Origin of the sequence: Clostridium intestinale DSM 6191 (assembly GCF_900130055.1) — a bacterium.
Classification (GTDB): Bacteria; Bacillota; Clostridia; order Clostridiales; family Clostridiaceae; genus Clostridium_T; species Clostridium_T intestinale.
Genome location: NZ_FQXU01000006.1, coordinates 271,648 through 298,409 on the forward strand (window position 1 = coordinate 271,648; position 26,762 = coordinate 298,409).

Consider the following 26,762-nt stretch of genomic DNA (forward strand, 5'->3'; position numbering starts at 1 on the left):
ACTGAATTCTAGGATATAGACATTACACTATCACGTTCAACAACTCTAACTGGAAGAATTGTTTCCCTTTGGTGGATAGGTTTATTTTCAAGTTTATCTATTATGTAATTAACAGAAAGCTTGCCTTTCAAATGAGCATCTTGATGAATGGTAGTTAAGGCAGGCGATATTAAGTTACAGAGATTAATATCATCAAATCCTATTATAGAAATATCATCAGGAACTTTTTTACCAGCTTGTTTAAGACCCGTTATAATACCAGCAGCTAATATATCAGCTGTAGAAAATATAGCAGTAAAGTCATCTCGCTTAGCTAGAGATTTTCCTAAAGCAATGGCTGTTGGAGTATCAAGTTCCTGTTCAAACACAAGATCCTTATTAAATTCTATGTTAGCCTCTGAAAGAGCTTTTTTATAACCATCAAAACGTTCTGATACAACACCTTTGTATTTTATAAAGGGGGATGCAAATGCAATGCTTCTATGACCATGATCGATAAGGTACTTAGTAGCAAGATAACCTCCATTAAAATCTTCAAGGCTTACATTACAGATATTAGGATTTGAAACATAACTATCTATTAAAACAACGGGAATATTTAATTTAGTTAAAACACTATAAAAATCGTCTTCATAAATTCCTGTAAGAATTAACCCGTCCACATTCCAGTTTCTAAGAAAAAAGTTCAAATCTTGACTTGTTTCTACGGTACGGAGCATTAGATAATACCCATTTTCACGCAAGGTAGATTCTATGGCACCTATGAATATAGAATGAAATGGATCCTCCATAAAATTCTTATCACGAGTAGTTACTATGTGATTTATAACACCTATAACCTTTGATGAGTTAGAAACTAAAGAGCGAGCTGACATGTTTGGAACATAATTTAAGTCCTGGATAGCTTTATTAATTTTAATAATGGTTTCTGCTGAAACACGACCAGGTTTTCCATGAATTACATTAGAAACTGTTGTACAACTTACGCCAACGGTTTTGGCAATATCTTTGATTGTTGCCATGTTTATACGTCACCTCCTTGGGAAGTTTAAGGTTAAACCTTTGGTATATTTTATCATTAAAACAGGAAATTGTATAGTAAAAAATCAGAAGGAGATAGCAGAATGATTAAAGGAGTAATTTTCGATCTTGATGGAGTATTAGTTTCAACAGATAAGATGCATTTTTATGCATGGAAGAAATTAGCCCACAAATTAGGGATCACTAATTACACAGAAGAAGATAATAAAAGACAAAAGGGAGTAAGTAGAATGGAGTCCTTAGAGGTAGTACTGTCAAAAGGGACAACCATCTACTCTCGTGAAGATAAATTAAAGTTTGCTGAAGAAAAAAATAAGTACTATGTTGAATTATTAGAGAGTCTTGATTCTCAGGCAGTTTTAATAGATGTTATAGTGACTTTAGAAATGCTTAAAGATAGGGGTGTATTAATAGGAATAGGTTCAGCAAGTAAAAATACACCTCTTATTTTAGAGAAAACAGGATTAAATAAATATATAGACGAAGTAAGCTGTGGACTAGATGTTACTAAGTCAAAACCAGACCCAGAGGTTTTTATAGTAGCCGCCAAAAAGTTAAACCTAAAAAATGAAGAATGTTTGGTAGTGGAGGATTCTAAATCTGGAATAGTGGCAGCGAGAGCATGTCATATGAGATCATTAGGAGTAGGACCAGAACATGAACAATTAGGTGCAGATTATAATTCATTAACTATGCAAAGCAATGTAGATTGGGATGAACTTCTTAGTTAAGCTATATTACAAGGAAGAGTTATTTTCTAGTTTGATGATATAAATCTACAATGATATAGTTAAATTAGGATGTCAGATGAGAGGAAAAAATATTTAGGGGGAATAAGACATGTCAAGTTTATCATTAAAACATATTTATAAAAGATATTCAAAGGATGTAACAGCAGTAAAGGATTTTAATTTAGAGATAGAAGATAAAGAATTTATAGTATTTGTAGGTCCTTCTGGATGTGGAAAATCTACTACTTTAAGAATGGTTGCAGGACTTGAAGAAATATCAGAGGGAGAGCTATACATAGATGGTCAATTAGTTAATGACTTAGCTCCCAAGGATAGAGATGTAGCAATGGTATTCCAAAACTATGCATTATATCCTCATATGACAGTTTACGATAATATAGCTTTTGGGTTGAAATTAAGAAAAATACCAAAAGATGAAATAAATAAAAAAGTTAGAGATGCAGCAAAAATATTAGATATAGAGCACTTATTAGATAGAAAACCTAAAGCACTTTCTGGGGGACAAAGGCAGAGAGTAGCCATGGGAAGAGCTATGGTTAGAGAGGCTAAGGTATTTTTACTCGATGAACCTCTATCAAACCTAGATGCAAAACTAAGAAACCAGATGAGAATAGAAATAGCTAAATTACATCAGAATCTTCAAACTACATTTATATATGTAACCCATGACCAAGTTGAAGCTATGACTTTAGGAAGTAAAATAGTAGTTATGAAGGATGGAATAATTCAACAAGTAGATACTCCAACTGAAATATATAATCATCCTGCAAATATGTTCGTCGCTGGCTTTATAGGAAGTCCTCAGATGAATTTCTTATATGGAGATGTAAAAGAAGAAAATGAAAATATTATAGTTGAAGTATTTGGGCAAAAAGTTGCTCTAGATAAGGACAAGGCTCATAAAATCAAAGCTTCTAATTATATAGAAAAGCAAGCCATATTGGGAATAAGGCCTGAAGATATAAAAATTGTAACTGAACAAGAGGGTAATAGAAGTTATATTGTAAATGGGATAATAGAAGTAGTAGAAAACTTAGGAGCAGAAGTCTTGCTTCATATAAAAGCAAATGATAGGGCATTTACAATAAAAACAGCTAAACATCAAGGAGAAGTTATAGGAGATAATATAAAATTTGAGATAGATTTAGATAAAGTTCACTTATTTAACGAAGAAAATCAAGACACCATATTCTAATTTAATAGTTTAAAAATAATCTGTGTATAAGTTGAGATGAATACCCCTCTAACTATTCATTATATAAGGTGCACAGATTATTTTTTATTACATTTTAATTACAGCTATTCTTAAGTTCAGGATAATATTCAAGAGACCAGTCTTCCATTTGCTTAAGTATCTTAGTAAGAGCTACACCTTTAGAAGTAAGATGATACACAACCTTAGGAGGAACCTCAGGATATACCACTTTAGCTATTAACTCGTCATTTTCTAATTCTTTAAGTTTTTCATTCATTACCTTTTGACTTACGCCTTTGACCTTACGTTGAAGCTCTAAAAATCTTATAGGCTCATTATATAGATGGCATAAAATTAATGCCTTCCATTTTCCTCTAACAAGATCCATTGCAAAATCCAATAAGCATACATAGCTTTTATCTTTGTATTCAATCATTTATAATACCTCTATTAAATTTAATAGATTAATAATAACAAAGTTTCTTCTACTAATAAAGAAATTATTTAATATTAAAAAGGATAAAGCGGTAGATAAAAGCTATTGAAATAAGAAAATATATACTATATTCTTATTAATAAGATATTAAACAAAAAGGAGAAAAACATGCTTTATTATATACAAAATTCGCTTATTGGTTTATGTATTATAATAATTATTTTTGTTAACTTTTTTAGAAAAACAGGAAGAATGCAGTATAGTGAAAAAATATATATGATAGCATTAATAGTAAATGGATTACTTTTAAGTTTAGAATTATTTTTAAACATAACTACTGGAAATAACTCAGGTATAGCAAGGCTTATTCTCCCTATTATAGTGGCTGTTTTTTATATTTTAAATCCTACTACACCTAAATGGACAAAAGAAGCTGAGTGTTGGAGGAATATTGATAGATATAGATAATTTTAAAAACATAAATGAGCAGGTTAATAACTTCAACATAATCGGAGATTATAAATTCCCATTAAGTTTTAGTATAGGATATGATATTTATAATCCTATCAGGGATTCACAAGTGAAAGATTTTATTAAGTATTTAGATGTTAAAATGTACGAATCTAAAAAAAAGAAAAAAAGAAAATAAATTACTTGATATTAAAATATAAAAAGCTCAGAATTTTCTTGAGCTTTTTCTTTATATATAAAATTAATAACCAGTTAACTGGTTAAGAAGAAAACCAATTAAGAGGTTAACCAGTTAACTGGTTAACCAGAAAAACAAAAAAACAGTTAACCAGAAAACCAGTTAAATGGAAAAAGATTTGAATATTTGTCAAAAGTTGATGATGAAAAAAATATTATAGATATAGAGATGCAAGAAGGCGACGAAATTGATGGTGAAGAGTTTGAAATTAAACTAACCTATATGATGAGAAGAACAACTGTTAAGATGATAAATCAGCTTAATTTCGAGCTTTACTAAGAGAAAAGAATAAATCTTTATAAAAAAAGATCAATATTTGTCGTTCAAAAATAGGCTCCTATGCATATATATAATATGTATTTGATTTTAATAAGTACAATTATATAAGGAATAAGGAGAAATAATATGATAGAGTCAATTTTAGTTGAAAATGTATTAGTTATTGAGTATAAAGCAGGACTTAATAAGGAAGGAAAGGATATATTTAAGAAAACTCAAATTAATGTAAATAACACTGATATTACTGATGAGGAGTTATTTGAGCTTGGGCATGCAATAGGGGAACTTTTAGACACACCTATTTACAATATATCTAAAGGAGTGAAGTATTCACTTATAGATTTATAAAGAGGAAAAGATAAGGATATATTTAATTGTAATTATAGTAACGAATATTATGATTGGACTAATTAAGTGAAGATTATTATATAAAATGATTTTCGCTAATATTAGTCTAATTTTTTTTAGAATATAGTTTCCTTGACAAACAAATAGAATGTATGCCATACTAACAATATAAAATGATGTTATTTAAACGAGGGTATCCACTGAAAAAGGAGATGTTTTATTTATGTATAAGATTGAAAATAGTCCTAAACGTTATTATGAAATAATACACAACTACCAAGAGGGGCAGTTACTTTTTGCGGCAATACGGTTAAATATTTTTTCTTATCTAGATACACCACAAACCGCAGAAGATATTGCAAAGGCAATAAAATGTGATAAAAATCAAATTGAATTCATGCTTTTATCACTGATTTCCTGTGGATTGGTTAATAAACAAGGAGACTTTTATATAAATACACCAGAAACAAAAGATTTCTTATCTAGAAATAGCCAAGTTTTTTTAGGCGATACTCTATTATTTAGAGAGAAAATGACATCTCTTGCAGAACTTGAAGAAAAGGTAAAGACTACTCAAACTGTTAGTAGGAATGGGTACGATTTTTCGGAGCTTGCACGTTTAAGTATTCCAGAAATGTATACTGGAAGAGTACAGGCGTTTATTGATGAAATCATTAAGTTATACCCAAATAGTAATGAGTCTCTGAACGTTCTGGACCTTGGGGCTGGAGCAGGAATTTTGGATATTGAGTTTGTTAAACAGTTTCCAAATAGTAAAGCTACAATTATAGAAACACAGGCTGTTTCTGAAGTCACAAAGGAAATTGTGAGACAACATAAAGTTCAGGAAAATATCGAAGTGGTATCAGGAAACTTTAATTCTGATCCCTTAGGAGGACCTTATGACTTTATTATTGCCTCAGGTATCTTAAATTTTGTAGAGGGTGATATGTCTATATTTTTGCAAAAAGTATCTGATTCTTTAAAGGATGGTGGATATCTTTTTATCGTAGGGAGTTATGAAGATAAAAAAGGTAATGTTCCCACGAATATGTTGAGCTGGTTATCAGGTTTTTTGGAAGGGATTCCTTTGCCACCTAGTAAAGAGGAGATTGAAAATGCACTCCAAAAAGCTGGTCTTACTGTAGCAGATAAGATAAAAGTATCTATGTTTGAAGGGCTTATTTATCAAAAGGGCAGCAGTGATTTTTCAGTAGATGCTAGAGGGGTTATTGATTCATTTATTGAGCTGACAGAGAGAATTGCAAATGGTAAAACAAATATGCTTGATTTTGGAAGTGAGGATATGAAATTTTACCGTGGAGAAATTCATATGATTAAAACAATAGGGGATTATCCAGGTATCCATAGTGCTGAACTTGCACGGAAATATGGAATAACCAGACCTGTGGTTCATAAGACTTTACAAAAATTGAGTGAACGTGGTCTGATTACTAAAGAAGATGATCCAGAAGATAAGAAACGCTATTTGATTTATTTGACTGAAAAAGGTAAGGTTGCCTATGATGCTCATGAAGAATACCATGATAAATATGATAAAGCTCTCTTTGATTTTCTTGATAATACCTCTAGTGATAAATTAGAATCTATTAAAGGTTTTTTAGAGCATGCAATAAGTTTAATTCAAAATCACTCATAAGTGATTGCTTATCAAGGGTGTTCCTATAATATTTTTATAGTAAAGGGAGTGTGCAAATGGATACAAAGAATAAAATTATGATTATAGGGGGACATGGTAAAGTAGGTCAATATATTACAAGAGAGCTTAAAAACTATAACTTGGTTTTGGCTGGTCGAAGCGGAGAAAAGATAAAAAGATTTTTAGAGAAGCAAGAAATACAAGCAGAAATTTGTGAGATGAATATTCATAACATTGACTTTGAGAAGATGCAAGGTATTGGATGGGTTATTGTTTGTGTGGATCAGGAAAATACTAAGTTGGTTGAATATTGTGATAGACATGGAATTGATTATATGGATGTGACTGCAAACTCGGAATTTATTGAGAAAATAAGGGGGTTAAAACTTTTAGGATTAAGTAGAATTTTATTAGGCATTGGATTAGCCCCAGGACTTACGAATCTTATGGCGGAGGAATTTGTTCGTAGCTATCCTTTGGCAGAAACTATAGATATTCAGCTTGTTTTAGGTTTGGGAGAAAGGCATGGAGATGCGGCTATCAAATGGACTTTAGATAATTTCTTAAAAGGCTACCACCATAAAAACCTTGGATATATAAGACCATTTCAACTGAAAAATACAATGGTAACTGAAGGAAATAGCTTAAGAACCTATAATTTTAATTTTGTTGATCAGCATATGTTAAACCAAAAGTATAAGCATAAGAACTTCATAACATATTTGGGATTTGATCAGCCAAATATAACAACCCTTATTTATGGAAGTAAAAAAATTGGATTGCTTGGCTTGCTAAAATATAAAAGGATTTACAAGCTTGCTGAAGAGTTTTTAAGAAAACCTAAATTTGGAACGGATATTTTTATAGTATCCATTCAAGCTGATGAAGAGAGAATATGTGCATGGGGACATAACGAGGGAAGATTCACTGGGCTAATTGCTGCAGAAGCAGCAAGACGAATGGCGACTATGGATTTTAAAAAAGGTATACTGGAAATTTCTGATATTATGAACCTTGAAGAAGTTCTTAATAATGAATCATTTGAGCTGACATTCGCTGATACAGAAACGGAATTACCGATATTGAGAAATTCTTTTGATTAGTTATATAATGGTATTATAGACTAATTTGAAGGGGGCTTAATTTTATATGAAAATTAAAACTGTATCTATTATAGGGCTTGGGGCTCTTGGCATATTATTTGGGAATCATTTATCTAAAAGGATGAAGAAAGAGGATTTAAGAATTATAGCCAGTGAAGATAGAATAAAAAGATATTCAGATATTTATTGTAATGATGAGCTTTGTGATTTTAATTTTATAACTCCAGAGGAGAAAACTGCACCTTCTGACCTTGTAATTATTGCAGTGAAATATATTGCACTTAAGGATGCTATAAAGGATATAAAAAATCAAGTTGGGGAAAATACAATAATTTTATCTTTATTAAATGGAATAACTAGTGAGAAGTTAATTGCAGAAGCTTATGGTGAGGACAAGGTTCTATATTCTGTAGCTCAGGGAATGGATGCAGTAAGGGAAGGTAACAAGCTAACTTATAAAAATATGGGAATGATTTGTTTTGGTGAAAAAGAAGCTGGTGTTATTTCAGAAAAGGTAAGCTTAGTTGAGGAGTTCTTTAAAAGTGTAGAGTTACCACATGAGGTTCAAAAGGATATGTATAAAAGGTTATGGAGCAAGTTTATGCTTAATGTTGGAGTTAATCAAACTGTTGCTTTATATAGAGGAAATTATGGAACAATTCAGGTTCAAGGTGAAGCTAGAGATACCATGATTAGAGCTATGAGAGAAGTTATTCTGTTATCTGAAAAAGAAGGAATTAATCTTACAGAAGAGGATTTAAATTATTGGCTCAATATATTAGATGGTTTAAGTGAAACAGGAAAACCATCTATGGCTCAAGACATGGAGGCAAAACGCTTAAGTGAGGTAGACTTGTTTTCAGGAGCGGTTCTTGAGCTTGGGAAAAAGTACTTACTAGAAACCCCTGTTAATAAGAATTTTTATGATAGAGTTAAAGCTATAGAAAGTGGATATTAATTATATCTTTAATTTAAGGAAAAATAGAGCCGATAACCGCATTTTTACTTATGCGTGTTATCGGCTCTGTGTATTTGTATCTAGCTTTTTTACAGTTTAACTATTTCATTTCATCAACGGCAGTTTTTCCAGCAATTCTTCCGAAGGTAAATATATCGGTTAATGCATTACCACCAAGACGGTTACCTGCATGGATACCCCCAGCAACTTCTCCAGCTGCATAAAGGTTTTTAATAGGTTTATCATTTTCGTCTAATACATGAGCGTTAGTGTCTATCTTAAGTCCACCCATTGTATGATGAACTGCTGGTTTTCTAGGAGTAGCATAGAATGGTGCTTTCTCCACTTTTAAGCTAAATGTATCTTTATGGAATTCAGGATCAAATCCAGCATCAACATATGAGTTATACTTATTAATAGTATCAATAAGAACTGCAGGATCCATACCAACTTTTACTGCTAGCTCTTCTAGGGTATCTGCTCTAAATAAAGTACCAGCTTCTACCTGACGGTCTAGCTTTTCTTGACTTGTATTAGCAGCTGTTTTCTTTATTTCATCATCAGCTATAAGGTAGAATAAACCACCCTGTTCTATAGAAGCTTTTGTTAAAACATCTCTTCCAGAGAATTCATTAATAAATCTTTTACCTTCTTTATTTACCATTACAAAGTTTTCAGGAGGTACTTGAACTCCGCTGAATAGTTCACCAGTTTCAGGATCTGCTACAGGCATCATTTGAGTAAAGCCCATTCCTGTAAGTGCAGCACCTACTGTTTTACCAAGTAATATTCCGTCACCAGTCATAGCGTAGGAATTAGTAGTTTTTATATCATCAGCAATATCGCTCCAATAGGTGTTATATTCTTTTAGCATCTTTGTGTTTGCACCAAAACCACCACTTGCAAGCACTACTGCTTTTGCATGAACAGTTATCTTTTGACCATTAACACCAGTTGCTATAACTCCTTTTATTTCGCCATCTTCTATAATAAATTCTTTTACAGGACTATCTGTAATGATTTTTCCTGAGTTATCTTGTACATATTTTGTTAGTGCAAGTATAAATGATGAACCATGGCTTTTAGTAGGCTTATGACCACGACGCCAAAGTGCACCAACTGGAGCGAATACTATACTTTTATCATACTCAACTCCTATTTCCTCTAGCCATTTAACACTTTCTAAAGCTCTGTCTGTAAGAATTTTTACTAGGTCATATTGTCCGTATATTGAGTTGCCATTAAGGTCAGTTCTTTTTCCACCAAAATATGTTTGCATTCTGTGAAGTAGTGGAGAATCAAATAGATGACCTTTTTGCGTGTCAAACTTTTCCTTATAGTCAGAAAACTCTTTTCTAAGTGCATGGAAATCATCTAAATATTCTGGGTGAATTAAGCTCTCATCTGTATCTAGTAATGCTTCGATGGTATGTCTTTCACCTGGATTTTCATCAAATTTTACTTGCCATTCTGGATCTGCAGCATTTACAGGACCACCTGAACGTATGGTATTACCACCTACTGCTGGATATTTTTCAAGAACAATAGCACTTTTACCATTTTGAAGTGCTGTTGCAGCTGCACTTAATCCAGCACCGCCTCCGCCTACAACTACTACATCACAAGTATATTCTTCATCTTCTTTTATAAGGCTACTAGCAGGTTTTGGACGTCTTTTAAGTATATCAGGGTTAACTCCTGCAAGCTTAACTGCTTTAGCTACACCGTCAAGTACAGCAGTACTAGTTTCAGAAGCACCAGAAAGAGCATCAACATTTAATGTTTGTCCTTCGATTATTTTATCTGGTATTCTTACAAAAACTACATCGGCAAGACCTTCTGTTTCTCCATCTGTATTTATATCTATACTCTCTATTCTGTTTTCACTAAAGGATACTTTCATTGGAAGACTTCCACTGTGACCTATTGCACTTACCTCATATACTCCTGGAGTAAAGGTAAATTCTTCTTCTTCATTAAGCTGATTTGCAATCTTTGCAAAACGCATGAATCGTAGGAAACATATTTCAAGGAAATCTATAGTTCTTTCATTGTTTAGATTACCTTCCTCATCAAATGCTTTGTTCGCATTTCCAAGTAAAAACTCATATCCTGGCATTACATTTGCATCTACCCCTGGTGCATCTAGGATTTGACGAAGATGTAGTTGCGCACGAGATGAACCTTGAGTATCAAGAGAAGCACCAAGGATCATTACTGGTTTTCCAGCAAGTGGATGAAGGTCAAAGCTTAGCCATTCAATTAAGCTTTTAAGGCTAGATGGTACTGAATGATTATATTCAGGAGTAGCAATAATAACACCATCACTTGCTATAATCTTATTGTTAAACATCTGTATAACTTCACTTGAGGATTGATTATCAGATTGATTAAACATAGGAACGTCTGTAATCTCAAGTATTTCTATTTCTGCCTTTGAATCAAAGTATTTTTTCATAAACTGAAGGAGTTTACGATTATATGATTTTTTTGCACTAGTTCCAACAATTGCTATAAATTTCATTATACTAATCCTCCTACTCTTCCCACGTGAATTTTTTAACTTTTTTATTTAAAACTTTGTCTGCTAAAAGTTTTGATGTTATATCAGTAAATAGAACAAATTCTCTAAAAATTTCATCAAGTTCTGCTAACTTATCAGCATATATAAGATTTCCTGTGCTATCAAATGCACCTTGTGATCTTCCTAAAAGGAATTCACTGCTTGGCATGATTCTAGCAGCAAGCTCAGGTGAATCAAGTATTTGTCTAAGATGTGCTTGTGCACGAGAAGAACCAAGTGTACCAAGAGAAGCTCCTACTATTAAAAGAGGCTTGTCTGTAAGTGCTTGGCTAGTGTAACTAATCCACTCAAGAGCACTTTTTAAAACAGCAGGTATGGCATGATCATACTCTGGGGTTGCTATTATTACTCCATCGGCTTTTAGGATTTTATCAGATAATTCTTCTACTTTTTGAGGAATAATATCAGAATCCTCAAGTTCAATAAATGGAGGTAAATCCTTGATTTCATATACTTCAATATCTGCCTCATTAGAAAAATGTTTTTGCATAAATTGAAGTAACATACGATTAGTTGACACGTCTGAATTGGTGCCTACGATTGCTAAATATTTCATGGTAATCCCCTTTCTGTACATCAAAATTTCATAATTTTAGTAGTATGTTTGATATAATTTTAACATGCTCCATATATTATATCTAATAGTTATTTATTGATGTTTGATAACATATTTGTTATAATCAAAAACAAGAATAAACAAGTTAATTGTTTCACAAAGGGATGAATGAAATGTCAAAAGGCTATCCTCAGGATATTTTGTATTATATTGATGCTATTTTAAAGTACAGTAATTATGGAAAAGCTGCTAAATCACTTTATATTTCTCAACCGTATTTAACTCAGGTTATTAAAAGGGTAGAAGAGCAGTTAAACTGTGAGCTTATAAGCCGTAGTAAACTTCCATATCGTTTAACTGAGCAGGGGAAGATATATTATCAATATTTAACTTCAATAGAAAATAACTATGCAAAACTACTTAGGGAAATATCAGATGTGTCAGATATAGGTAGTAAGGTTATAAAGATAGGAGTGCTTCCTAGTCTTGGAACCTACCTTTTACCTCTCTTTTTACCAAAATTTTTAGGTATGCATCCAAACTATAGAGTAGAGCTTTCGGAGGCTTTACCAGATAAAAATGAGAAACTTACTCAAAATGGTGAGTTGGATTTTTGGATTGGACAAAATTCAAGAAATATTTCTCCAAACTTAAATTCAGTTAGCTGGGGAAAACACGGATACCGTGCTATTATTCCACGCTCTTGCGATTTATATCGGAAAGATGTAGCCATTATTCCAGAAGGGACTATGGACATAAGCAAGATATTGAGTCAAAAGATGATACTTACTTCTAAGGGTTCTGCAATAAGAAAACAGATAGATCAGCTATTAAGTGTTTATAAGGTAGAGCCCAAAATAATAATGGAAAGTACAGAGATTTATACTATACGTAATCTTGCAATGAGTAATTTGGGAGTTACTTTTATACCAGAAAGTGTCTATGTAAAGGAGAGCCCCTCTGAATATAATATATATCAGGTTCCTATGGATGAGTTGAGTATAGATTATTTTATTGCATATCTAAGTGAAAGAAAACTTACGAGTATTGATAAAGACCTTATAGATGCATTTCTAACTCATGGGCAGAATAGTTTTAATATAGGAGAACAAAATGGATGAGTATACAAAGATTATATATCTAATGGGAACAAAAATAACTCTTTATATAAAGGGAAAAGATGCTGAAAACTTAGCTAAAAAAGCTTGTGATATGCTTATTCATTATGAAGAAGTTTTTAGCGCTAATAGCGATAACTCACAGCTTGGGATGCTTAAAAAAGCAGCTGCACTAGCTCCACAAAAAGTGGATGAGGAGCTGTATGAGTTGATAAATATAGGGAAAAAACATAGTTTATCTGAAAGTACATATTTAAATATAGCAATAGGCCCGTTGATAAAATTATGGAGAATAGGTTTTGAGGAGGCACATGTGCCAGACAAAGAGTCTATAAAAAAGGTATTAGAACTTTTAAGACCTGAGAATATACAACTAGATGATGAAGAAAAGAGTGTCTATTTATTAAAAGAAGGCATGGAGATAGACCTTGGAGCCATAGCTAAGGGGTATTTTGCTGATAAAGTTATGGAATTTTTTAAGGAAAATGGAGCTAGTTCAGCTATGGTAGATATGGGAGGTAATGTTCTTGTTTTTGGAGAATCACCATCTGAAGGTGGTGACTGGAAAGTAGGAATACAAAATCCCTTTTTGCCAAGAGGAAATGCGGTGGCACTTGTCAAAATAAGAAATCAATCCGTTGTAACCTCAGGGATATATGAGAGAGTACTAGAAAAAAACGGAAGTAAATATCACCATATATTTGATAGTAGAACAGGATATCCAATAGAAAGTAACGTAGCATCTTTAACTATTATTGCTGATAAATCCGTGGACTGCGATATATATACTACACAATTGTTTGGGTTGGATGCTGTATCAATTATCCAGAGAGTTAATAGAATTAATAATATGGGTGCGGTTGTAATAACTGTGGATGGAAACTTAGCCTACACAAATAATCTTAAGGGAAAGATATATCCAATAACAACTTAATAGATAGAAATATTCTCTCTAAGAAGTAACCCTTGAAGCTTGATAAGTAATCCTTATTAGTAATATAATGGTGTTAGAAGATGGCTTGAAGGAGGTATTTATGGGAGATAATTTTAGGTCAAAAAACTCATTAAATAATAAGCTTATTAATATAACCATTTTTACTTTATGCCTTGTAATCATATTTGCAATTATAGTTGGGGTTATAATATGGCAAAAAACCGATAACTTAAAACTTATAATATTTATACCTATTGGTATTTTAGGAGTTTTGTTTAATATATATCTTTTATTTAAGGGAAAAGATAAAAGAGAAAAATAAAGAAAAAAGCCTTGCAGAAGGATTTAATAAAATTATTCTGCAAGGCTTTTTAATAGAGTTATTTTATCTTCTAAGAAGATTACTTTTTACTTAAATTGTTGCTGCTGTTTTATTAGTATTATGTGTTGCTTCAAATTTAGAGATATCTTCTTCTTTTAATAGAGTAAGACTTATATCGTCATATCCATTTAGAAGTTTAGTTCTTTTAAAATCTTCTACATCAAAGCTAAATTCTAATCCTGTATTATCTTTTACCTTTTTTTCTTCTAAATCTATCTCTATTTTATAACCTTCGATAGTTTCAGTTTTTTGAAATAAGGCTTCTATTTCTTCAGAAGAAAGTTTTACAGGAAGTATTCCGTTATTGAAGCAGTTATTATAAAAAATATCTGCAAAGCTTGAAGCTATAATAGCTTTAAAGCCATAATCTTCTAATGCCCAAGGTGCATGTTCTCTAGAAGAACCGCAACCAAAGTTTGCTCTTGAAAGTAGGATAGAAGCTCCTTTATATTTAGGAAGATTTAGAACGAAATCTTCAATATCTTTTCCTTCTTCATCAAATCTAAATTCATAAAATAGGAATTTACCAAAGCCGCTTCTTTCAATTCTCTTTAAAAATTGTTTTGGAATTATAGCATCTGTATCTACGTTTGATCTATCTAAAGGAGCTACGATTCCAGTATGTTTTATAAATGCTTCCATAAAATAATCCTCCTTATAGTAAATCTCTTACATCTACAAAGTGTCCATATATTGCAGCCGCAGCTGCCATTTCTGGAGAAACTAAATGAGTTCTTCCGCCACGACCTTGACGACCTTCAAAATTTCTATTTGAGGTTGAAGCGCATCTATCACCTGGTTTTAATACATCAGGATTCATAGCTAAACACATACTGCATCCTGGCTCTCTCCACTCGAAACCTGCTTCTATAAAGATCTTATCAAGACCTTCTTTTTCTGCTTGAGCTTTAACTCTTACTGAACCTGGAACAACTAGTGCTGTAACTTTTGGAGAAACTTTACGACCTTGTGCTATTTTTGCAGCAGCTCTTAGGTCTTCAATTCTTCCATTAGTACAAGAACCTATAAATGCATAGTTTATTTCTATATCTTTCATAGGAGTGCCAGGGGTAAGGTGCATATATTCTAAAGCCTTTTCTGTAGACTTTTGTTTATCTAAATCGTTATAATCCTTTGGTGAAGGTACTAAATCGTTAATTCCTGCTCCCATTCCTGGACTTGTTCCCCAAGTTACCTGTGGTTCTAAGGTATCTAAGTCAAATTCAAGAACTGTATCAAACTCTGCATCTTCATCAGAGCATAAAGTTTTCCATTCTTCTACAGCTTTTTCGAAAGCTTCATCTTTTGGAGCATAGTCTTTATTTCTTAAGTATTCAAAAGTAACTTCATCAGGTTGGAATAAACCAGATCTTGCTCCTGCTTCTATAGCCATGTTACAAATAGTCATTCTCTGCTCCATGGTAGTTGCCTTAAGAGCTTCACCAGTAAATTCAATAACATATCCTGTTCCAAAGTCTGTTCCATATTTGCTTATGATTCCAAGAATTAAATCCTTAGCTGTAATTCCAGCTTTAAAGGAACCTTTAACTTCGATTTTCATAGTTCTAGATTTTTTTTGAGGTAAACATTGAGTTGCAAGTACATGTTCAACTTCGCTTGTACCAATACCAAAGGCTAAGGCACCGAAAGCACCATGAGTTGCAGTATGACTATCACCACAAACAATAGTATTACCAGGTAAAGTAAGTCCAATCTCTGGCCCCATAACATGAACAACTCCCTGATTAGGACTATTTAAATCAAATAATGTAACTTTAAAATCTTCACAGTTTTTACTTAGTGTATCCATTTGCTGTTTAGAAATAGGATCTTTAATGTTGTATCTATCTAAAGTAGGTACATTATGGTCCATAGTAGCAAATGATAAATCAGGTCTTCTTATTTTTCTACCTGCAAGTCTTAAACCTTCAAAGGCTTGAGGTGAAGTTACCTCATGAATTAAATGAAGGTCTATATAGATTAAGTTTTGTCCGCCTTCCCCAAGACTAACTAAATGCTTATCCCAAATTTTTTCGTATAATGTTTTTTTAGCCATTAAAAAAGCCCCCTTTTTTTGTCTGACTTATTGCTTATAGTAATTTTATAACATTTAGGTTTATAATTGAAATATATATTAATTATGTTTGATATAACTGGAGGTTATATAATGGAAAGCAATTTAGAATTATATAGAGTTTTTTATAAGGTAGCAAAGTGTGGAAACATATCCTTAGCAGCTGAAGAACTATTTATAAGTCAGCCAGCAGTGAGTAAGTCTATAAAAAAGTTAGAAGATGTGTTAGGAATAACTATGTTCTCCAGAAATTCTAGAGGGGTTAAGCTTACAAAAGAAGGGGAAGTTTTCTATAAATATGTAGAAAGAGCCTTAAATGAAATTTCTTTAGGGGAAACTGTTTTGGATAAATTTAAGATGAAGGAACAAGGAAGTATAAAAATAGGGGTAAGTACTACTATATGCAAACATTTTGTTATACCTAAGCTTAAAAATTTTATAAAAGAATATCCAAATATAGAGATAAAGTTTATAAATAAAACTACCTTAGAAACCTTGAAGCTTCTTAAATATGGAGAAGTTGATATTTGCTTTGTAAGTGAACCTCCCGAAGAAGATTTCTTTAATTATATAAATTTAGTAGAAATTCAAGATATATTTGTAGCTAACAAGGAATATCTAGATTCATTAAATATTGAAAATATAAATGATATTTTTAATGTTGGGACTCTGATGTTTTTAGAAAAAGATAATATAACAAGGAAATTTATAGATAAGTATTTAAGTAATAATAATATATTTGTTCAGCCAGAAATTGAGATAAGTAATATGGATTTATTAGTGGAGTTTTCTAAAATAGGTTTAGGTATAACGGCTGTTATAAAAGATTTTACACTTAAGGAATTAGGTAGTGGAGAACTTGTAGAGATTCCAATAACTCCTCCTATACCTAAAAGAAGCATAGGAATGGCTTATCATAAAAGCATACCATTATCTATAGCAGCTAAAACTTTTTTAAAATATTTCCTATAAGCGTAACAATGGTTACAGAGTTAAATTTAAGGAAGTGCTATCATTATATTAATGATATTGATTATCAATTAGAGTTTATATATTTATTAATATAATGGGAGGTACACCATGAAAAAAGATATTAACTATGTAACTATAGACGGCAGAGGAGAACATGATTCTTTTAGAGATTGTGTAACTAAAGCTATTAAGGAATTGAAACCAAATGAAGGAATACATGTAATTAAGGATTTTGAACCTTTTCCTATGTATAAAATGATGGAGGAAAAAGGGTTTGATAAGTTTGTGGAAAAAGTAAGTGATGATGAGTACCATGCTTATTTTTATCCTATTGATAAATTAGAAAAGATAAAGATGACAGAGAATCTAGATATAGATGAAGATAAGATTAATAAAATAATTGAGATAAAATTAGATTATATAAAGGGAAATATATCTATAGAAGAAGCAAAGAAAACTATGAAAGATTCTTTTGAAAAGATTACTGCTCAAGAGTTTGCTATATGTGAGCAATATCTTCAAAAGTATGGAATATCAGATGATTTATTAGCAGAAAGAATGGATGAGATATTAGAGATTTTTGATGGAATATTAGTAAGTGAAAAACTTGATTTACCATCAGGTCATCCTGTTAAAACTTATCTAGATGAGATTTCAGCTATTAGAGAAGTTTTAAGCAAAATGAAAAAACAGTTAGACAAGAAGTTTATCAAAAATCAATGGTTAGAGTTATATGATAAATTAGGTCAGATAAGCATTCACTTTTCTAGAAAACAAAATCAATTATTCCCAGCATTAGAAAGTAAGGGATTTGATAAACCATCAAAAGTAATGTGGACTTTAGATAATAATACTAAAGAAATAATAAGAAAATCTAGAGGACTTTTAGAGGGAGATAAGGATCAGGAATTCTTAAAGCTTCAAGAAGAAGTAATGGAAATGGTTGAGGACATGATGGTTAAGGAAGAAGAGATATTACTTCCAACTTCAATGGACTTACTTTCAGATGAAGACTTTGTGAAGATGAGAAAAGGTGATGATGAGATTGGATATTGTCTAATTAAAACACCAGCACCTTATGGAAATAAGGAGGGTAATGTTATGAGTAATCTAAATGGAAGTAATGAAAATGACTTTATGAAGGATATGGCGGCAGTACTTCAAAAGCATGGCATGCTTAATTCTTCATCTAAAAATGATGTTTTAGATGTTGCTCAAGGAAAACTTACTCTTAGTCAGATAAATTTAATTTTTAAGCATCTTCAAGTTGATTTATCTTATGTTGATGAAAATGAAATAGTTAAATTCTATAGTGATACTAAACATAGAGTATTCCCAAGAAGTGCAGGGGTCATAGGTAGAGAGGTACAGAACTGTCATCCTAGAGAAAGTGTTCATATGGTTGAGGAGATCATAAGAGCCTTTAGAGAAGGGGAACAGGATGAAGCTGAATTCTGGCTAGAGATTAATGGAAAGTTCATATATATTATTTATAATGCAGTAAGAGATGAAGAAGGTAACTTCAGAGGCGTATTAGAAATGATGCAGGATGTTACTAAGATAAGAAGCTTAACTGGAACTCAAAGATTATTATCTTGGACTAATGAAGGCACAAAGAAAAAGGAAGATAGTGAATCAGATGTTAAGAAAGAAGAACTTCCGGAGAATGAATATGGAATAACAAAAGATAGTAATATAGGGGAGATAGTAAAGAAGTATCCATATATAAAGAATTTTTTAGTTAATCTTTCTCCTAAATTCAGTAAACTTAAGAATCCAATACTTTTTAAAACAATGTCCTCAATGGCAACAATAGAAATGATAGCTCAAAGAGGGGACTTCGAAACGAAAGATCTTTTAGAAAAGATAGTAACCGAAATAGATAAAAACAAATAGAATAAGAAAACATAAAAACATCTAGGTTCTTAGGGAGAGGCTTAGATGTTTTTTGCATTAAGTAGTTTCCATTGTATTAAAAAATTCATAGTAATATAATAGTAATTAAAATACATAAAATGGAGAATAATTGCGAATGAATATAGCCATGGATTTAAGTCAAAAAGAAGAACTAGAAATTAGAAAATCAATAGCGATTACTAATATGAAGAGGCTTGTGATAGGACTAACTATAACAGCTCTTATGGAGATATTTATAATTATATTTCATGATTTACCAGGCATAAGATCTTCAGAAAGTGCAGGTAAGTGGATATATATTTCATATTTAATATTGCATGGAATTATTTCAGTGCTGGGATTATATTTTGCAGTATATTTTAGAATAGTAACTAAAAGAGAACTAGCTAGAAGTATAAGTTTTTATGAAAACTGTGTCTACTTTATTTTAGGCATTATTTTGCTTAGTATAACTTTAATTACTGGCTTAGATCAATTTACTACTGGGCAGATAGTGGCATTTGGGGTGAATATAATCTATAGTGGATTAGTTATTATTATAAAAAAACCTTACAATAATATAATGTATATAACATGTTTTTTAACCTTTATCATAGAGATGATAGTATTTCAGAAAAATAAAGACATATTATTCTCCCACCTAATGAATGGAGCGTTTTTCTTTGTTTCTGCATATTTTCTAGCTAAGTTTGTATATAACAATCAAGTTTCTCACTTACATAAAAATATGAAACTTGAAGAAAGTAACAAAAAACTTCAATACTTATCTAATTATGATTTATTAACAGAAATACCTAATAGGAGATATTTTAAAGAACAGTTAGAAAAGCTTCTAATGGATAAACATACTACTTGTAAATCATACATAGTTGTTATGGATATTGATTTTTTTAAAAAGATAAATGATAAGTATGGACATCCGGTAGGTGATGAAATATTGAAACAGTTTGCAAAACTAGTAGAAGAAAATATTACTTCTGATGATTTGGTAGCTAGATTTGGAGGAGAAGAGTTTATAATATTTATTTCCAATATGGAGAAGGAAAACATTGAAGAAAGAGTAGACTCATTGAGAAAAGTTATTGAGAAAAATGAATTTAAGGTAGGAGATACAATAATCAAGATAACCTCAAGTTTTGGGATATCTATTCTTGATGGAGCTGGAGAATTAAGTTTTGAAAAGGCCTACAGATTTGCAGATGAGGCTCTATATCACGCTAAAGAAAGTGGGAGAAATAAAATACATTTAATCAAGAATTATGATACGTAAAATCCTTAATAACATTCGTATATACACGAATGTTATTTTATAAAATTCCTATAATTATTGTATTAATTAATTTTTCGTGTTAAAATTAAGATGAATTATAACGGGATTTATTAATTATGTTTAAATATGAAAGGAATAGTTTATGATTAACGAAGATTTTATTTCAAAAAGAGTTGGAATAATAGGCGGTGGTCAATTAGGAAAGATGATGATAAATGAAGCCGCTAAAATGGGGATTTTCACAGCTATACTTGACCCATCAGAAGACTGTCCTGCTAGTTGTTTAGCAAATGAAAAGATTGTAGCAAGTTTTGATGATAAAGAGGCACTATTAGAACTGGCTAAAAAGGTAGATGTTTTAACTTGCGAATTTGAACACATATCAACAGAAGCTTTAAGAGAGCTAGAAGAAAAAGGGTATGATGTTTATCCTAAATCTAGCAGTTTGAAAATAATTCAAAACAAATACAATCAGAAAAAAGAACTTGAAAAATACAATATTCCATTAGGGGATTTTATAGAAATTAAAAAAGCTCACGATATAGAATTAGCTATAGAAAAGTTTGGATATCCAGCTATGCTGAAAAGTGCATTGGGAGGGTATGATGGTAAAGGAAATAGTCTTATAAAAACAAAAGAGGACATCATTAAAGCATTTACAGAATTAAAGGGCGATATTATGCCACTATATCTTGAAAAATATATTCCATACGTAAAAGAAATATCAGTTTTATGTTGTATAGGTAGAGATAAAGAAATAGCTATATATCCAGTAGCAGAAAATGTACATAAAGACAGCATATTATTTGAAACTTCAGTACCAGCTGCTATAAGTAGTAGTGTGGAAGAAAAAGCTAAAAATATAGCTAGAGAAGTGTGTAAGATTTTTGATACTGCAGGCATCTTGTGTATTGAAATGTTTTTAACAGAGGATGAAGAGGTACTGGTAAATGAGGTTGCGCCAAGACCCCACAACTCAGGTCATTATACAATAGAGGGATGTATAACCTCACAATTTGAAAATCATATAAGAGCAATAGTTGGGCTTCCTTTAGGAAAAACTGATTTAATAATACCAACTGTGATGAGAAACATATTAGGAGAACCAGGTTACAGTGGAGAAACTTTTGTAGAGGGAGCTTATGAAGCTTTAAAAGTTGGGGGAACCTATCTTCATGTATATGGCAAGTCAGAGACTAAGCCACATAGAAAGATGGGGCATTTAACAGCAGTTGGGGAAACTGTAGAGCAAGCTAAGGAAAGAGCTCTAGAAGCAAGTAAATACATAAAAGTTATTTCTAAAATAAAGCATTAGAAAAGAGGGGGAAAGTTATGAAACCAATAGTAGGTATAATAATGGGGAGTGATTCAGACCTACCAGTAATGAAAGAAGCAGCTGAAATTTTAGCACAATTTGAAGTACCTTATGAAATGACAATAGTTTCTGCTCATAGAACTCCAGATAAATTATACAGTTATTCTAAAGAAGCAAAAGACAGAGGAATAAAGGTAATTATTGCAGGAGCAGGTGGAGCAGCACACTTACCAGGAATGGTTGCAGCTATGACAGCTCTACCAGTAGTAGGAGTTCCAGTTAAAACTAGTACATTAAATGGAGTAGATTCACTATATTCAGTAGTTCAAATGCCTCCAGGAGTTCCAGTTGCAACTGTTGCAATTAATGGAGCAAAAAATGCAGGGATTTTGGCAGCTCAAATTTTAGGTACTGTAGACGAAAAAGTTTATAATGCAGTTGATAAATATAAAAAGGATTTAGAAAGTATGGTACTTAAAAAAGCTGAAGACTTAGAGAGTACAATTAAATAATTATATAAATAAAAGAACTAAGTGTGCCTTAGTTCTTTTATTTATATCCTATAAAGTTACTTCTTCGGTTTCTCCATTAAAAGAACAAATAGATGCAGTTCCTTCTGTAAAATAAAGAACTTCAAAAATGCCGTCATCTGCTTTGTACATATTTTTTAAAGCAGGATTAGTTTCTATCATAGCTTCTCTTGCTTCTTGTCTAGAATCTACAGCTAATTCTCCAGCCAAACGAATCCATCTTCCTTTATACATTGCACTTATTTCAACCTTAGGATTTTTTAATATTTGTTCAAATACCTTTTTCTTGTTGTTAGTTGCAATGTAAGTTTTTCCATCAAATTCTGCTACAGCTCCAAATGGGCGTACACGAGGTTGTCCTCCTTCATTAGTTGCTAAATAAAAAGTTTTTGCATCAAAAAGAAATTGTGCTGCTATGTTCATAGTATTGCTCCTCTCAATATTATAGTATAAAATTATATTATAGAAATATATTATATTGTTTGTCTATTTATAACAAGTACGTGTTTTTGCAATAGTAAGTATCTTATATGATACTATTAGGAGGAGAAATGGATAAGAGTTTAGAATTATTCGGAAAATGCCCTTATGCAACGGTTCAGAAAGTTTTTTCAGGAAAATGGGTTATATTAATTATTCACCATTTGGAAAAAGGGACTCTTAGGTTTGGAGAGTTAAAAAGAAAACTACCAGAGGTTACGCAAGCAACTTTGACTAAACAGTTAAGAGAGTTAGAACATTCTGGAATGATAAAAAGAAATGTATATCCAGAGGTACCTCCAAAGGTTGAATATTCTCTTACGGAAATAGGAAGAGAATTTATTAGCGTATTAGATGAATTTGAGATTTTTGGAAATAAGTACATAGAGTATATGAATAACTCTGTTTCAAAGTAGAGTTTTGTAAATCTAACAAGGAAAAGGAATAGCTTATAAACTATCTATTAGTTTATAAGCTATTCCTTTTTTCGTCAAATTTCTACAATCATTTAATAATAAAAAATAATCCTACCTTATAAATATTTTGTACGATTTATTTTAACATATTATGACATACAATACAAACTTTTATAAAGAATTATGAAAAAAATTAAATAAATTAATAATTATTATTTTATAATGCTGAAAATATTTAATTATATTAAAAAAAATCTTATAAAGTTGTGTATTTCAGTACAAAATATTTATTTTGTGTATATCAACATTATAAAGAGAAATTAGAGAAATAAATGTAAAAAAATGGGGAGGAAAAATGATGAAATGGTTTAACAATTTAAAAATTGCACCCAAAATAGTATCGTTATTTATCATCGTAGCATTATTTATAGGTATAGTAGGGGCTATGGGTATAAATAGCATGGGGAAAATTAATGACAATGCAGTAAGTCTATATAGTTACAACATTAATTCAATTCTTAAAATTACAGATGCCGATGCAAATTTTTCTGATATTAGAACTAATTTATTAAAAATGGTATACCAAAATGATAAAAAAGAAACTAATGAGGAACTTGAGAGTCAGATAAAAACTTTATTTAGTAAAAATGATGAGTTATTAGATTATTACTCAAAAAATTTAATGAATCCAAATGAAAAAGAAACTTTTGATAAAATACAGACTAATAGAATAATTTATAAAGATGGTGTTGGAAAAGCCATAGAATATGCTAAAAAAGAAAATTATGGCGAAGCATCTAAAGCGGTTAATGATATCAGTAAGGCAAGAGCTGAGATACAGGATGGGTTTGATAAAATCATACAGATGAATATTAATGAATCGGAAGAGGCAAACAATGAAAATCTTAGGATTTTTAACCTTTCAAAAATAACTGCCTTTGTTATAACAGGAGTAGGATTTGTTTTAGCTGTTATATTAGGCTTATTAATATCTCTATCAATAGCTAAAAAGCTCTCTAAAGTAGTAGAGTTTGCTAAAGCATTAGGTGCAGGAGATTTAACTAAGGATATAGATGTGGATTCTAAGGATGAAATAGGTATTCTAACCGTTGAATTAAACAAAGCAAAGGATAATGTTAAAACTCTTATAAGTGAAATTATAAATGGATCATCAGAGATAAGTGCAGGAAGTGAAGAATTATCTGCAACTACAGAAGAGGTATCCAGTAAAATGGAAGTAGTAAATGAAGCCACAAATCAGATATCTAAGGGAATACAAGATCTTAGCGCAACTACTGAAGAAGTTAGTGCCTCAGCTGAAGAAATTGGTGCAACAACTAATGAATTAGCAAACAAAAGTAATGAGGCCTTTAGAGCTGTTGATCAAATAAAACAAAGAGCTGAAAAGATAAAACAAAGAGCAGAAAAAAATATTAATGACGGAAACATAATATTTAATGAAAATAAAAATAATATATTAAAAGCTATAGCTGATGGAAAAGTAGTAGAAGAGGTAAAAATAATGGCTGACTCTATAGGAGCAATAGCAGAGCAAACCAATCTACTAGCGTTAAATGCTGCAATAGAAGCAGCTAGAGCAGGTGAAAAAGGAAAAGGGTTTGCTGTAGTTGCTGAAGAGGTTAGAAAATTAGCAGAGCAATCGGGTGATGCTGTAAATGGAATTCAAAGTATGGTAAAGCAGGTCCAAGATGCTTTTGAGAATTTATCTAAGAGTGGACAAGATTTCTTAGTTTATATGGAAGCAAGTGTAAGACCTAATTATGACTTACTGCTAGAAACCGGTATACAGTACGAAAAAGATGCAGAGCAAATAAATAGTATTACAAAAGAAATATCAATATCAGCAAATCAGATAAATGAAGTTATAGAGCAGGTAAATAGAGCTATTCAAAATGTATCTGCTACAGCTGAAGAGTCAGCTAATAGTACTGATGACATACTTTTAAGTATTAATGAAGTAACAGACGCAGTAATAGATGTAGCAAAAACTTCACAGGCTCAGGCTGAAGTTTCCCAAGACTTGAGTGAGCTAGCACAGAAGTTTAAAGTATAATGTTAAGAGGGTTTAGAGATAAAATGAGATATAATAATTCTAATGAATATTATGAAGGAGATTATAATCAATGTGCTTATAACAATAAAGAAGTTAATTTGAATATTTGTAGTCATTTAGAGAGATATATAACAGATATTAAAAATTTGATATTTAAACCTAAAAGTAAAACAAAGGATTTTTTTCAATTCGATAATAAAATACAGGTTTTTCTAAATGATAATACTATTATAATTATGATTAATATTACAGATAGGTGTAGTTTGAGTTGTAATAATTGTAACATTGATGGTAATCACATAAAAATAAATGTAGACGAAAAAGAGATTGTTAAGAATGTTAAGAATATATTAGAGGATTATTCAAATCAAATAGAAAAATGTGATTTAGTTTTCTATGGAGGAGATCCACTAGTGGACTTTAATAAGATACTGTATATACATGATAATCTAGGGGAAAATTATCATGTAAATATAATAACGAATGGATTTCTATTAACTGATGAAATAATAAAAGTAATAATAAATAGAGATATAAGTGTATATGTAAATTTTGATCTCGGGACTAAGAATAAAATATGTGAAAGAATCAAGGACAACTTATTAAAGTATAAAAAGAAATATGCATATAGTAACAACATTAAAATAATAACTCATTATAATTTTCATTCAAACTTAGAGAAACTAGATAAATTTTATGAAGAAAGCAAGTTACAGATTGCAATTTTAAAAGAAGATTATAGTGAGAATCTCAAATATTATGACAAAATAGAACAATCAATAATAGATGGGTATTTAGAGCAATATAGAAAACTAACTAATAAATATAAACTATATAAAAAACAGGGAAAAGAATGCTCAAGTTTTTTAAAACAATTTTTAAATTATAACTAATCAAATACTATGTCTTAATGTATATAAGTTTTTAATATGCATTAAGACATTTTTCTTTATTAAAATGATTTCTGGAGTATATAAGTTGTTATATTTTTTAATTACTATATTTTACATTAATACACATGAAAGTATATAAAAATATACTGAAATACATCAATTGTAACTATGCTATTGTTGTAAACATATTATAAAATGACGAGCTTTAGGTTAAATAAGACCATAAGCTAGATTTTATATGTAAGGAGGAGATTTATGAGTAATATAGCTTTACAGCTAGAGCTTTTAGTAGCAGAAAATATAGCATCTGGATCAAACATTATTTTTGATAATACTGTTTACTCAGCAGGAAATGTTAGTTATAACCCAGTAACAGGAGTAATAACATTCAATGAAGCAGGAAGATATGTTCTTAATTGGTGGGTAGCAGTTCAAACTGCAACAGCTCCAAATTCAGTTATATTTGCAGCTGTATCTTCACAGGGAGATATTTTAGAAGGTAATATGCCTACTAAAACAGGAGAAGTAGTAGGGATTGGCATTATAGAGGTTAGTGCAGCACCTGTTGCTCTGACATTAGACTATATTGGATCAGGAACAGCAATTTTAGCTTCTACTGTTCCAGTAAAAGCAACTATGGTTATAGTAGAAGATGATATTGTTAGTCCAACAGGTGGTGCTGGAGTAACCGGAGCGACAGGTGGAACAGGAGCAACTGGTGAAACAGGGGTAACTGGAGAAACCGGAGTAACTGGAGTAACCGGAG

General features: G+C 31.1%; 27 protein-coding genes and 1 pseudogene. 21 read left to right on the top strand and 7 right to left on the bottom strand.

Going from position 1 to position 26,762, the window contains the following annotated elements; translation table 11 throughout:
- Nucleotides 1-8: 8 nt before the first annotated feature.
- Complete coding sequence (locus BUA92_RS10485; protein ID WP_073019317.1) at nt 9-1,022, bottom strand: LacI family DNA-binding transcriptional regulator; 1,014 nt, start codon at nt 1,020-1,022, stop codon at nt 9-11.
- Nucleotides 1,023-1,124: 102 nt separating this feature from the next.
- Between BUA92_RS10485 and pgmB the strand changes: the two genes are divergently transcribed.
- Nucleotides 1,125-1,772, top strand: a complete 648-nt coding sequence (pgmB, locus tag BUA92_RS10490) for a beta-phosphoglucomutase (protein ID WP_073019319.1) — start codon at nt 1,125-1,127, stop codon at nt 1,770-1,772.
- Nucleotides 1,773-1,881: 109 nt separating this feature from the next.
- A complete protein-coding gene (locus BUA92_RS10495; protein ID WP_073019322.1) occupies nt 1,882-2,988 on the top strand; it encodes an ABC transporter ATP-binding protein in 1,107 nt (368 codons plus the stop codon).
- A 94-nt stretch (nt 2,989-3,082) separates the two neighbouring features.
- On the opposite strand, the gene BUA92_RS10500 is transcribed toward BUA92_RS10495, so the two are convergent.
- Nucleotides 3,083-3,424, bottom strand: a complete 342-nt coding sequence (locus BUA92_RS10500; RefSeq protein WP_073019324.1) for a winged helix-turn-helix transcriptional regulator — start codon at nt 3,422-3,424, stop codon at nt 3,083-3,085.
- 168 nt (nt 3,425-3,592) lie between these two features.
- Between BUA92_RS10500 and BUA92_RS10505 the strand changes: the two genes are divergently transcribed.
- The 7 genes from BUA92_RS10505 (at nt 3,593) to BUA92_RS10540 (ending at nt 8,481) form a co-directional block, all read left to right on the top strand.
- Complete coding sequence (locus tag BUA92_RS10505) at nt 3,593-3,892, top strand: hypothetical protein (protein ID WP_073019326.1); 300 nt, start codon at nt 3,593-3,595, stop codon at nt 3,890-3,892.
- Nucleotides 3,876-4,073, top strand: a complete 198-nt coding sequence (locus tag BUA92_RS10510) for a hypothetical protein (protein ID WP_073019328.1) — start codon at nt 3,876-3,878, stop codon at nt 4,071-4,073. Before BUA92_RS10505 ends, BUA92_RS10510 begins: the two co-directional genes overlap by 17 nt.
- Before the next feature lie 186 nt (nt 4,074-4,259).
- Nucleotides 4,260-4,412 carry a hypothetical protein gene (locus tag BUA92_RS23265; protein ID WP_175550887.1) on the top strand — a complete coding sequence of 51 codons (153 nt, stop codon included), beginning with the start codon at nt 4,260-4,262 and terminating at the stop codon, nt 4,410-4,412.
- A gap of 126 nt (nt 4,413-4,538) precedes the next feature.
- Nucleotides 4,539-4,760 (top strand): DUF1659 domain-containing protein, encoded by a 222-nt coding sequence (locus tag BUA92_RS10515; protein ID WP_073019330.1) that lies wholly within the window; start codon nt 4,539-4,541, stop codon nt 4,758-4,760.
- 223 nt (nt 4,761-4,983) lie between these two features.
- A complete protein-coding gene (locus tag BUA92_RS22840; protein ID WP_083553484.1) occupies nt 4,984-6,420 on the top strand; it encodes a methyltransferase domain-containing protein in 1,437 nt (478 codons plus the stop codon).
- Nucleotides 6,421-6,497: 77 nt separating this feature from the next.
- Nucleotides 6,498-7,523 (top strand): saccharopine dehydrogenase NADP-binding domain-containing protein, encoded by a 1,026-nt coding sequence (locus tag BUA92_RS10535; RefSeq protein WP_175550888.1) that lies wholly within the window; start codon nt 6,498-6,500, stop codon nt 7,521-7,523.
- A gap of 46 nt (nt 7,524-7,569) precedes the next feature.
- Nucleotides 7,570-8,481: a ketopantoate reductase family protein gene (locus BUA92_RS10540; protein ID WP_073019334.1), complete on the top strand. Its 912-nt coding sequence runs from the start codon at nt 7,570-7,572 to the stop codon at nt 8,479-8,481.
- A gap of 100 nt (nt 8,482-8,581) precedes the next feature.
- Here the strand turns inward: BUA92_RS10540 and BUA92_RS10545 are convergent, their stop codons facing one another.
- Both BUA92_RS10545 and BUA92_RS10550 read right to left on the bottom strand, forming a co-directional pair.
- Nucleotides 8,582-11,005, bottom strand: coding sequence for a flavocytochrome c (locus tag BUA92_RS10545; RefSeq protein WP_073019336.1), 2,424 nt, complete (start codon nt 11,003-11,005; stop codon nt 8,582-8,584).
- A gap of 13 nt (nt 11,006-11,018) precedes the next feature.
- Complete coding sequence (locus BUA92_RS10550) at nt 11,019-11,621, bottom strand: NADPH-dependent FMN reductase (protein ID WP_073019338.1); 603 nt, start codon at nt 11,619-11,621, stop codon at nt 11,019-11,021.
- A gap of 173 nt (nt 11,622-11,794) precedes the next feature.
- Between BUA92_RS10550 and BUA92_RS10555 the strand changes: the two genes are divergently transcribed.
- From BUA92_RS10555 to BUA92_RS10565, 3 genes are all read left to right on the top strand, one after another.
- Nucleotides 11,795-12,742 (top strand): LysR family transcriptional regulator, encoded by a 948-nt coding sequence (locus BUA92_RS10555; RefSeq protein ID WP_073019340.1) that lies wholly within the window; start codon nt 11,795-11,797, stop codon nt 12,740-12,742.
- The gene (locus BUA92_RS10560; RefSeq protein ID WP_073019342.1) at nt 12,735-13,673 is read left to right on the top strand and encodes an FAD:protein FMN transferase; all 939 of its coding nucleotides are present in this window, start codon (nt 12,735-12,737) and stop codon (nt 13,671-13,673) included. Before BUA92_RS10555 ends, BUA92_RS10560 begins: the two co-directional genes overlap by 8 nt.
- Nucleotides 13,674-13,773: 100 nt before the next feature.
- A complete protein-coding gene (locus tag BUA92_RS10565) occupies nt 13,774-13,995 on the top strand; it encodes a hypothetical protein (protein WP_073019344.1) in 222 nt (73 codons plus the stop codon).
- Nucleotides 13,996-14,085: 90 nt separating this feature from the next.
- Here the strand turns inward: BUA92_RS10565 and leuD are convergent, their stop codons facing one another.
- Both leuD and leuC read right to left on the bottom strand, forming a co-directional pair.
- The gene (gene leuD, locus BUA92_RS10570; protein ID WP_073019346.1) at nt 14,086-14,697 is read right to left on the bottom strand and encodes a 3-isopropylmalate dehydratase small subunit; all 612 of its coding nucleotides are present in this window, start codon (nt 14,695-14,697) and stop codon (nt 14,086-14,088) included.
- Between the two features lie 13 nt (nt 14,698-14,710).
- The gene (leuC, locus tag BUA92_RS10575) at nt 14,711-16,111 is read right to left on the bottom strand and encodes a 3-isopropylmalate dehydratase large subunit (RefSeq protein WP_073019348.1); all 1,401 of its coding nucleotides are present in this window, start codon (nt 16,109-16,111) and stop codon (nt 14,711-14,713) included.
- 111 nt (nt 16,112-16,222) lie between these two features.
- Between leuC and BUA92_RS10580 the strand changes: the two genes are divergently transcribed.
- The 5 genes from BUA92_RS10580 to purE all read left to right on the top strand — a co-directional run bounded on the left by BUA92_RS10580 (nt 16,223) and on the right by purE (nt 22,115).
- Complete coding sequence (locus BUA92_RS10580) at nt 16,223-17,101, top strand: LysR family transcriptional regulator (protein WP_073019351.1); 879 nt, start codon at nt 16,223-16,225, stop codon at nt 17,099-17,101.
- A 108-nt stretch (nt 17,102-17,209) separates the two neighbouring features.
- A complete protein-coding gene (locus BUA92_RS10585; RefSeq protein ID WP_083553485.1) occupies nt 17,210-18,997 on the top strand; it encodes a PAS domain-containing protein in 1,788 nt (595 codons plus the stop codon).
- A gap of 136 nt (nt 18,998-19,133) precedes the next feature.
- Nucleotides 19,134-20,288: a GGDEF domain-containing protein gene (locus BUA92_RS10590; protein WP_073019353.1), complete on the top strand. Its 1,155-nt coding sequence runs from the start codon at nt 19,134-19,136 to the stop codon at nt 20,286-20,288.
- Between the two features lie 142 nt (nt 20,289-20,430).
- A complete protein-coding gene (locus BUA92_RS10595) occupies nt 20,431-21,603 on the top strand; it encodes a 5-(carboxyamino)imidazole ribonucleotide synthase (protein WP_073019355.1) in 1,173 nt (390 codons plus the stop codon).
- A gap of 17 nt (nt 21,604-21,620) precedes the next feature.
- Nucleotides 21,621-22,115 (top strand): 5-(carboxyamino)imidazole ribonucleotide mutase, encoded by a 495-nt coding sequence (gene purE, locus BUA92_RS10600; protein ID WP_073019357.1) that lies wholly within the window; start codon nt 21,621-21,623, stop codon nt 22,113-22,115.
- Between the two features lie 48 nt (nt 22,116-22,163).
- Here purE and BUA92_RS10605 read toward each other — a convergent pair whose 3' ends face one another.
- Nucleotides 22,164-22,556, bottom strand: a complete 393-nt coding sequence (locus BUA92_RS10605; protein WP_073019359.1) for a pyridoxamine 5'-phosphate oxidase family protein — start codon at nt 22,554-22,556, stop codon at nt 22,164-22,166.
- A 128-nt stretch (nt 22,557-22,684) separates the two neighbouring features.
- Between BUA92_RS10605 and BUA92_RS10610 the strand changes: the two genes are divergently transcribed.
- The 4 genes and pseudogenes from BUA92_RS10610 to BUA92_RS23270 form a co-directional block, all read left to right on the top strand.
- Nucleotides 22,685-23,029 carry a winged helix-turn-helix transcriptional regulator gene (locus BUA92_RS10610; RefSeq protein WP_073019361.1) on the top strand — a complete coding sequence of 115 codons (345 nt, stop codon included), beginning with the start codon at nt 22,685-22,687 and terminating at the stop codon, nt 23,027-23,029.
- 358 nt (nt 23,030-23,387) lie between these two features.
- Entirely contained in the window at nt 23,388-25,103 is a 1,716-nt protein-coding gene (locus tag BUA92_RS10615) for a methyl-accepting chemotaxis protein (RefSeq protein ID WP_073019363.1), read from the top strand.
- 23 nt (nt 25,104-25,126) lie between these two features.
- On the top strand, nt 25,127-25,996 hold the full coding sequence (locus BUA92_RS10620) for a radical SAM protein (protein WP_175550889.1): 870 nt from the start codon (nt 25,127-25,129) through the stop codon (nt 25,994-25,996).
- A 255-nt stretch (nt 25,997-26,251) separates the two neighbouring features.
- A pseudogene (locus tag BUA92_RS23270) lies at nt 26,252-26,762 on the top strand (hypothetical protein); the annotation flags it as partial.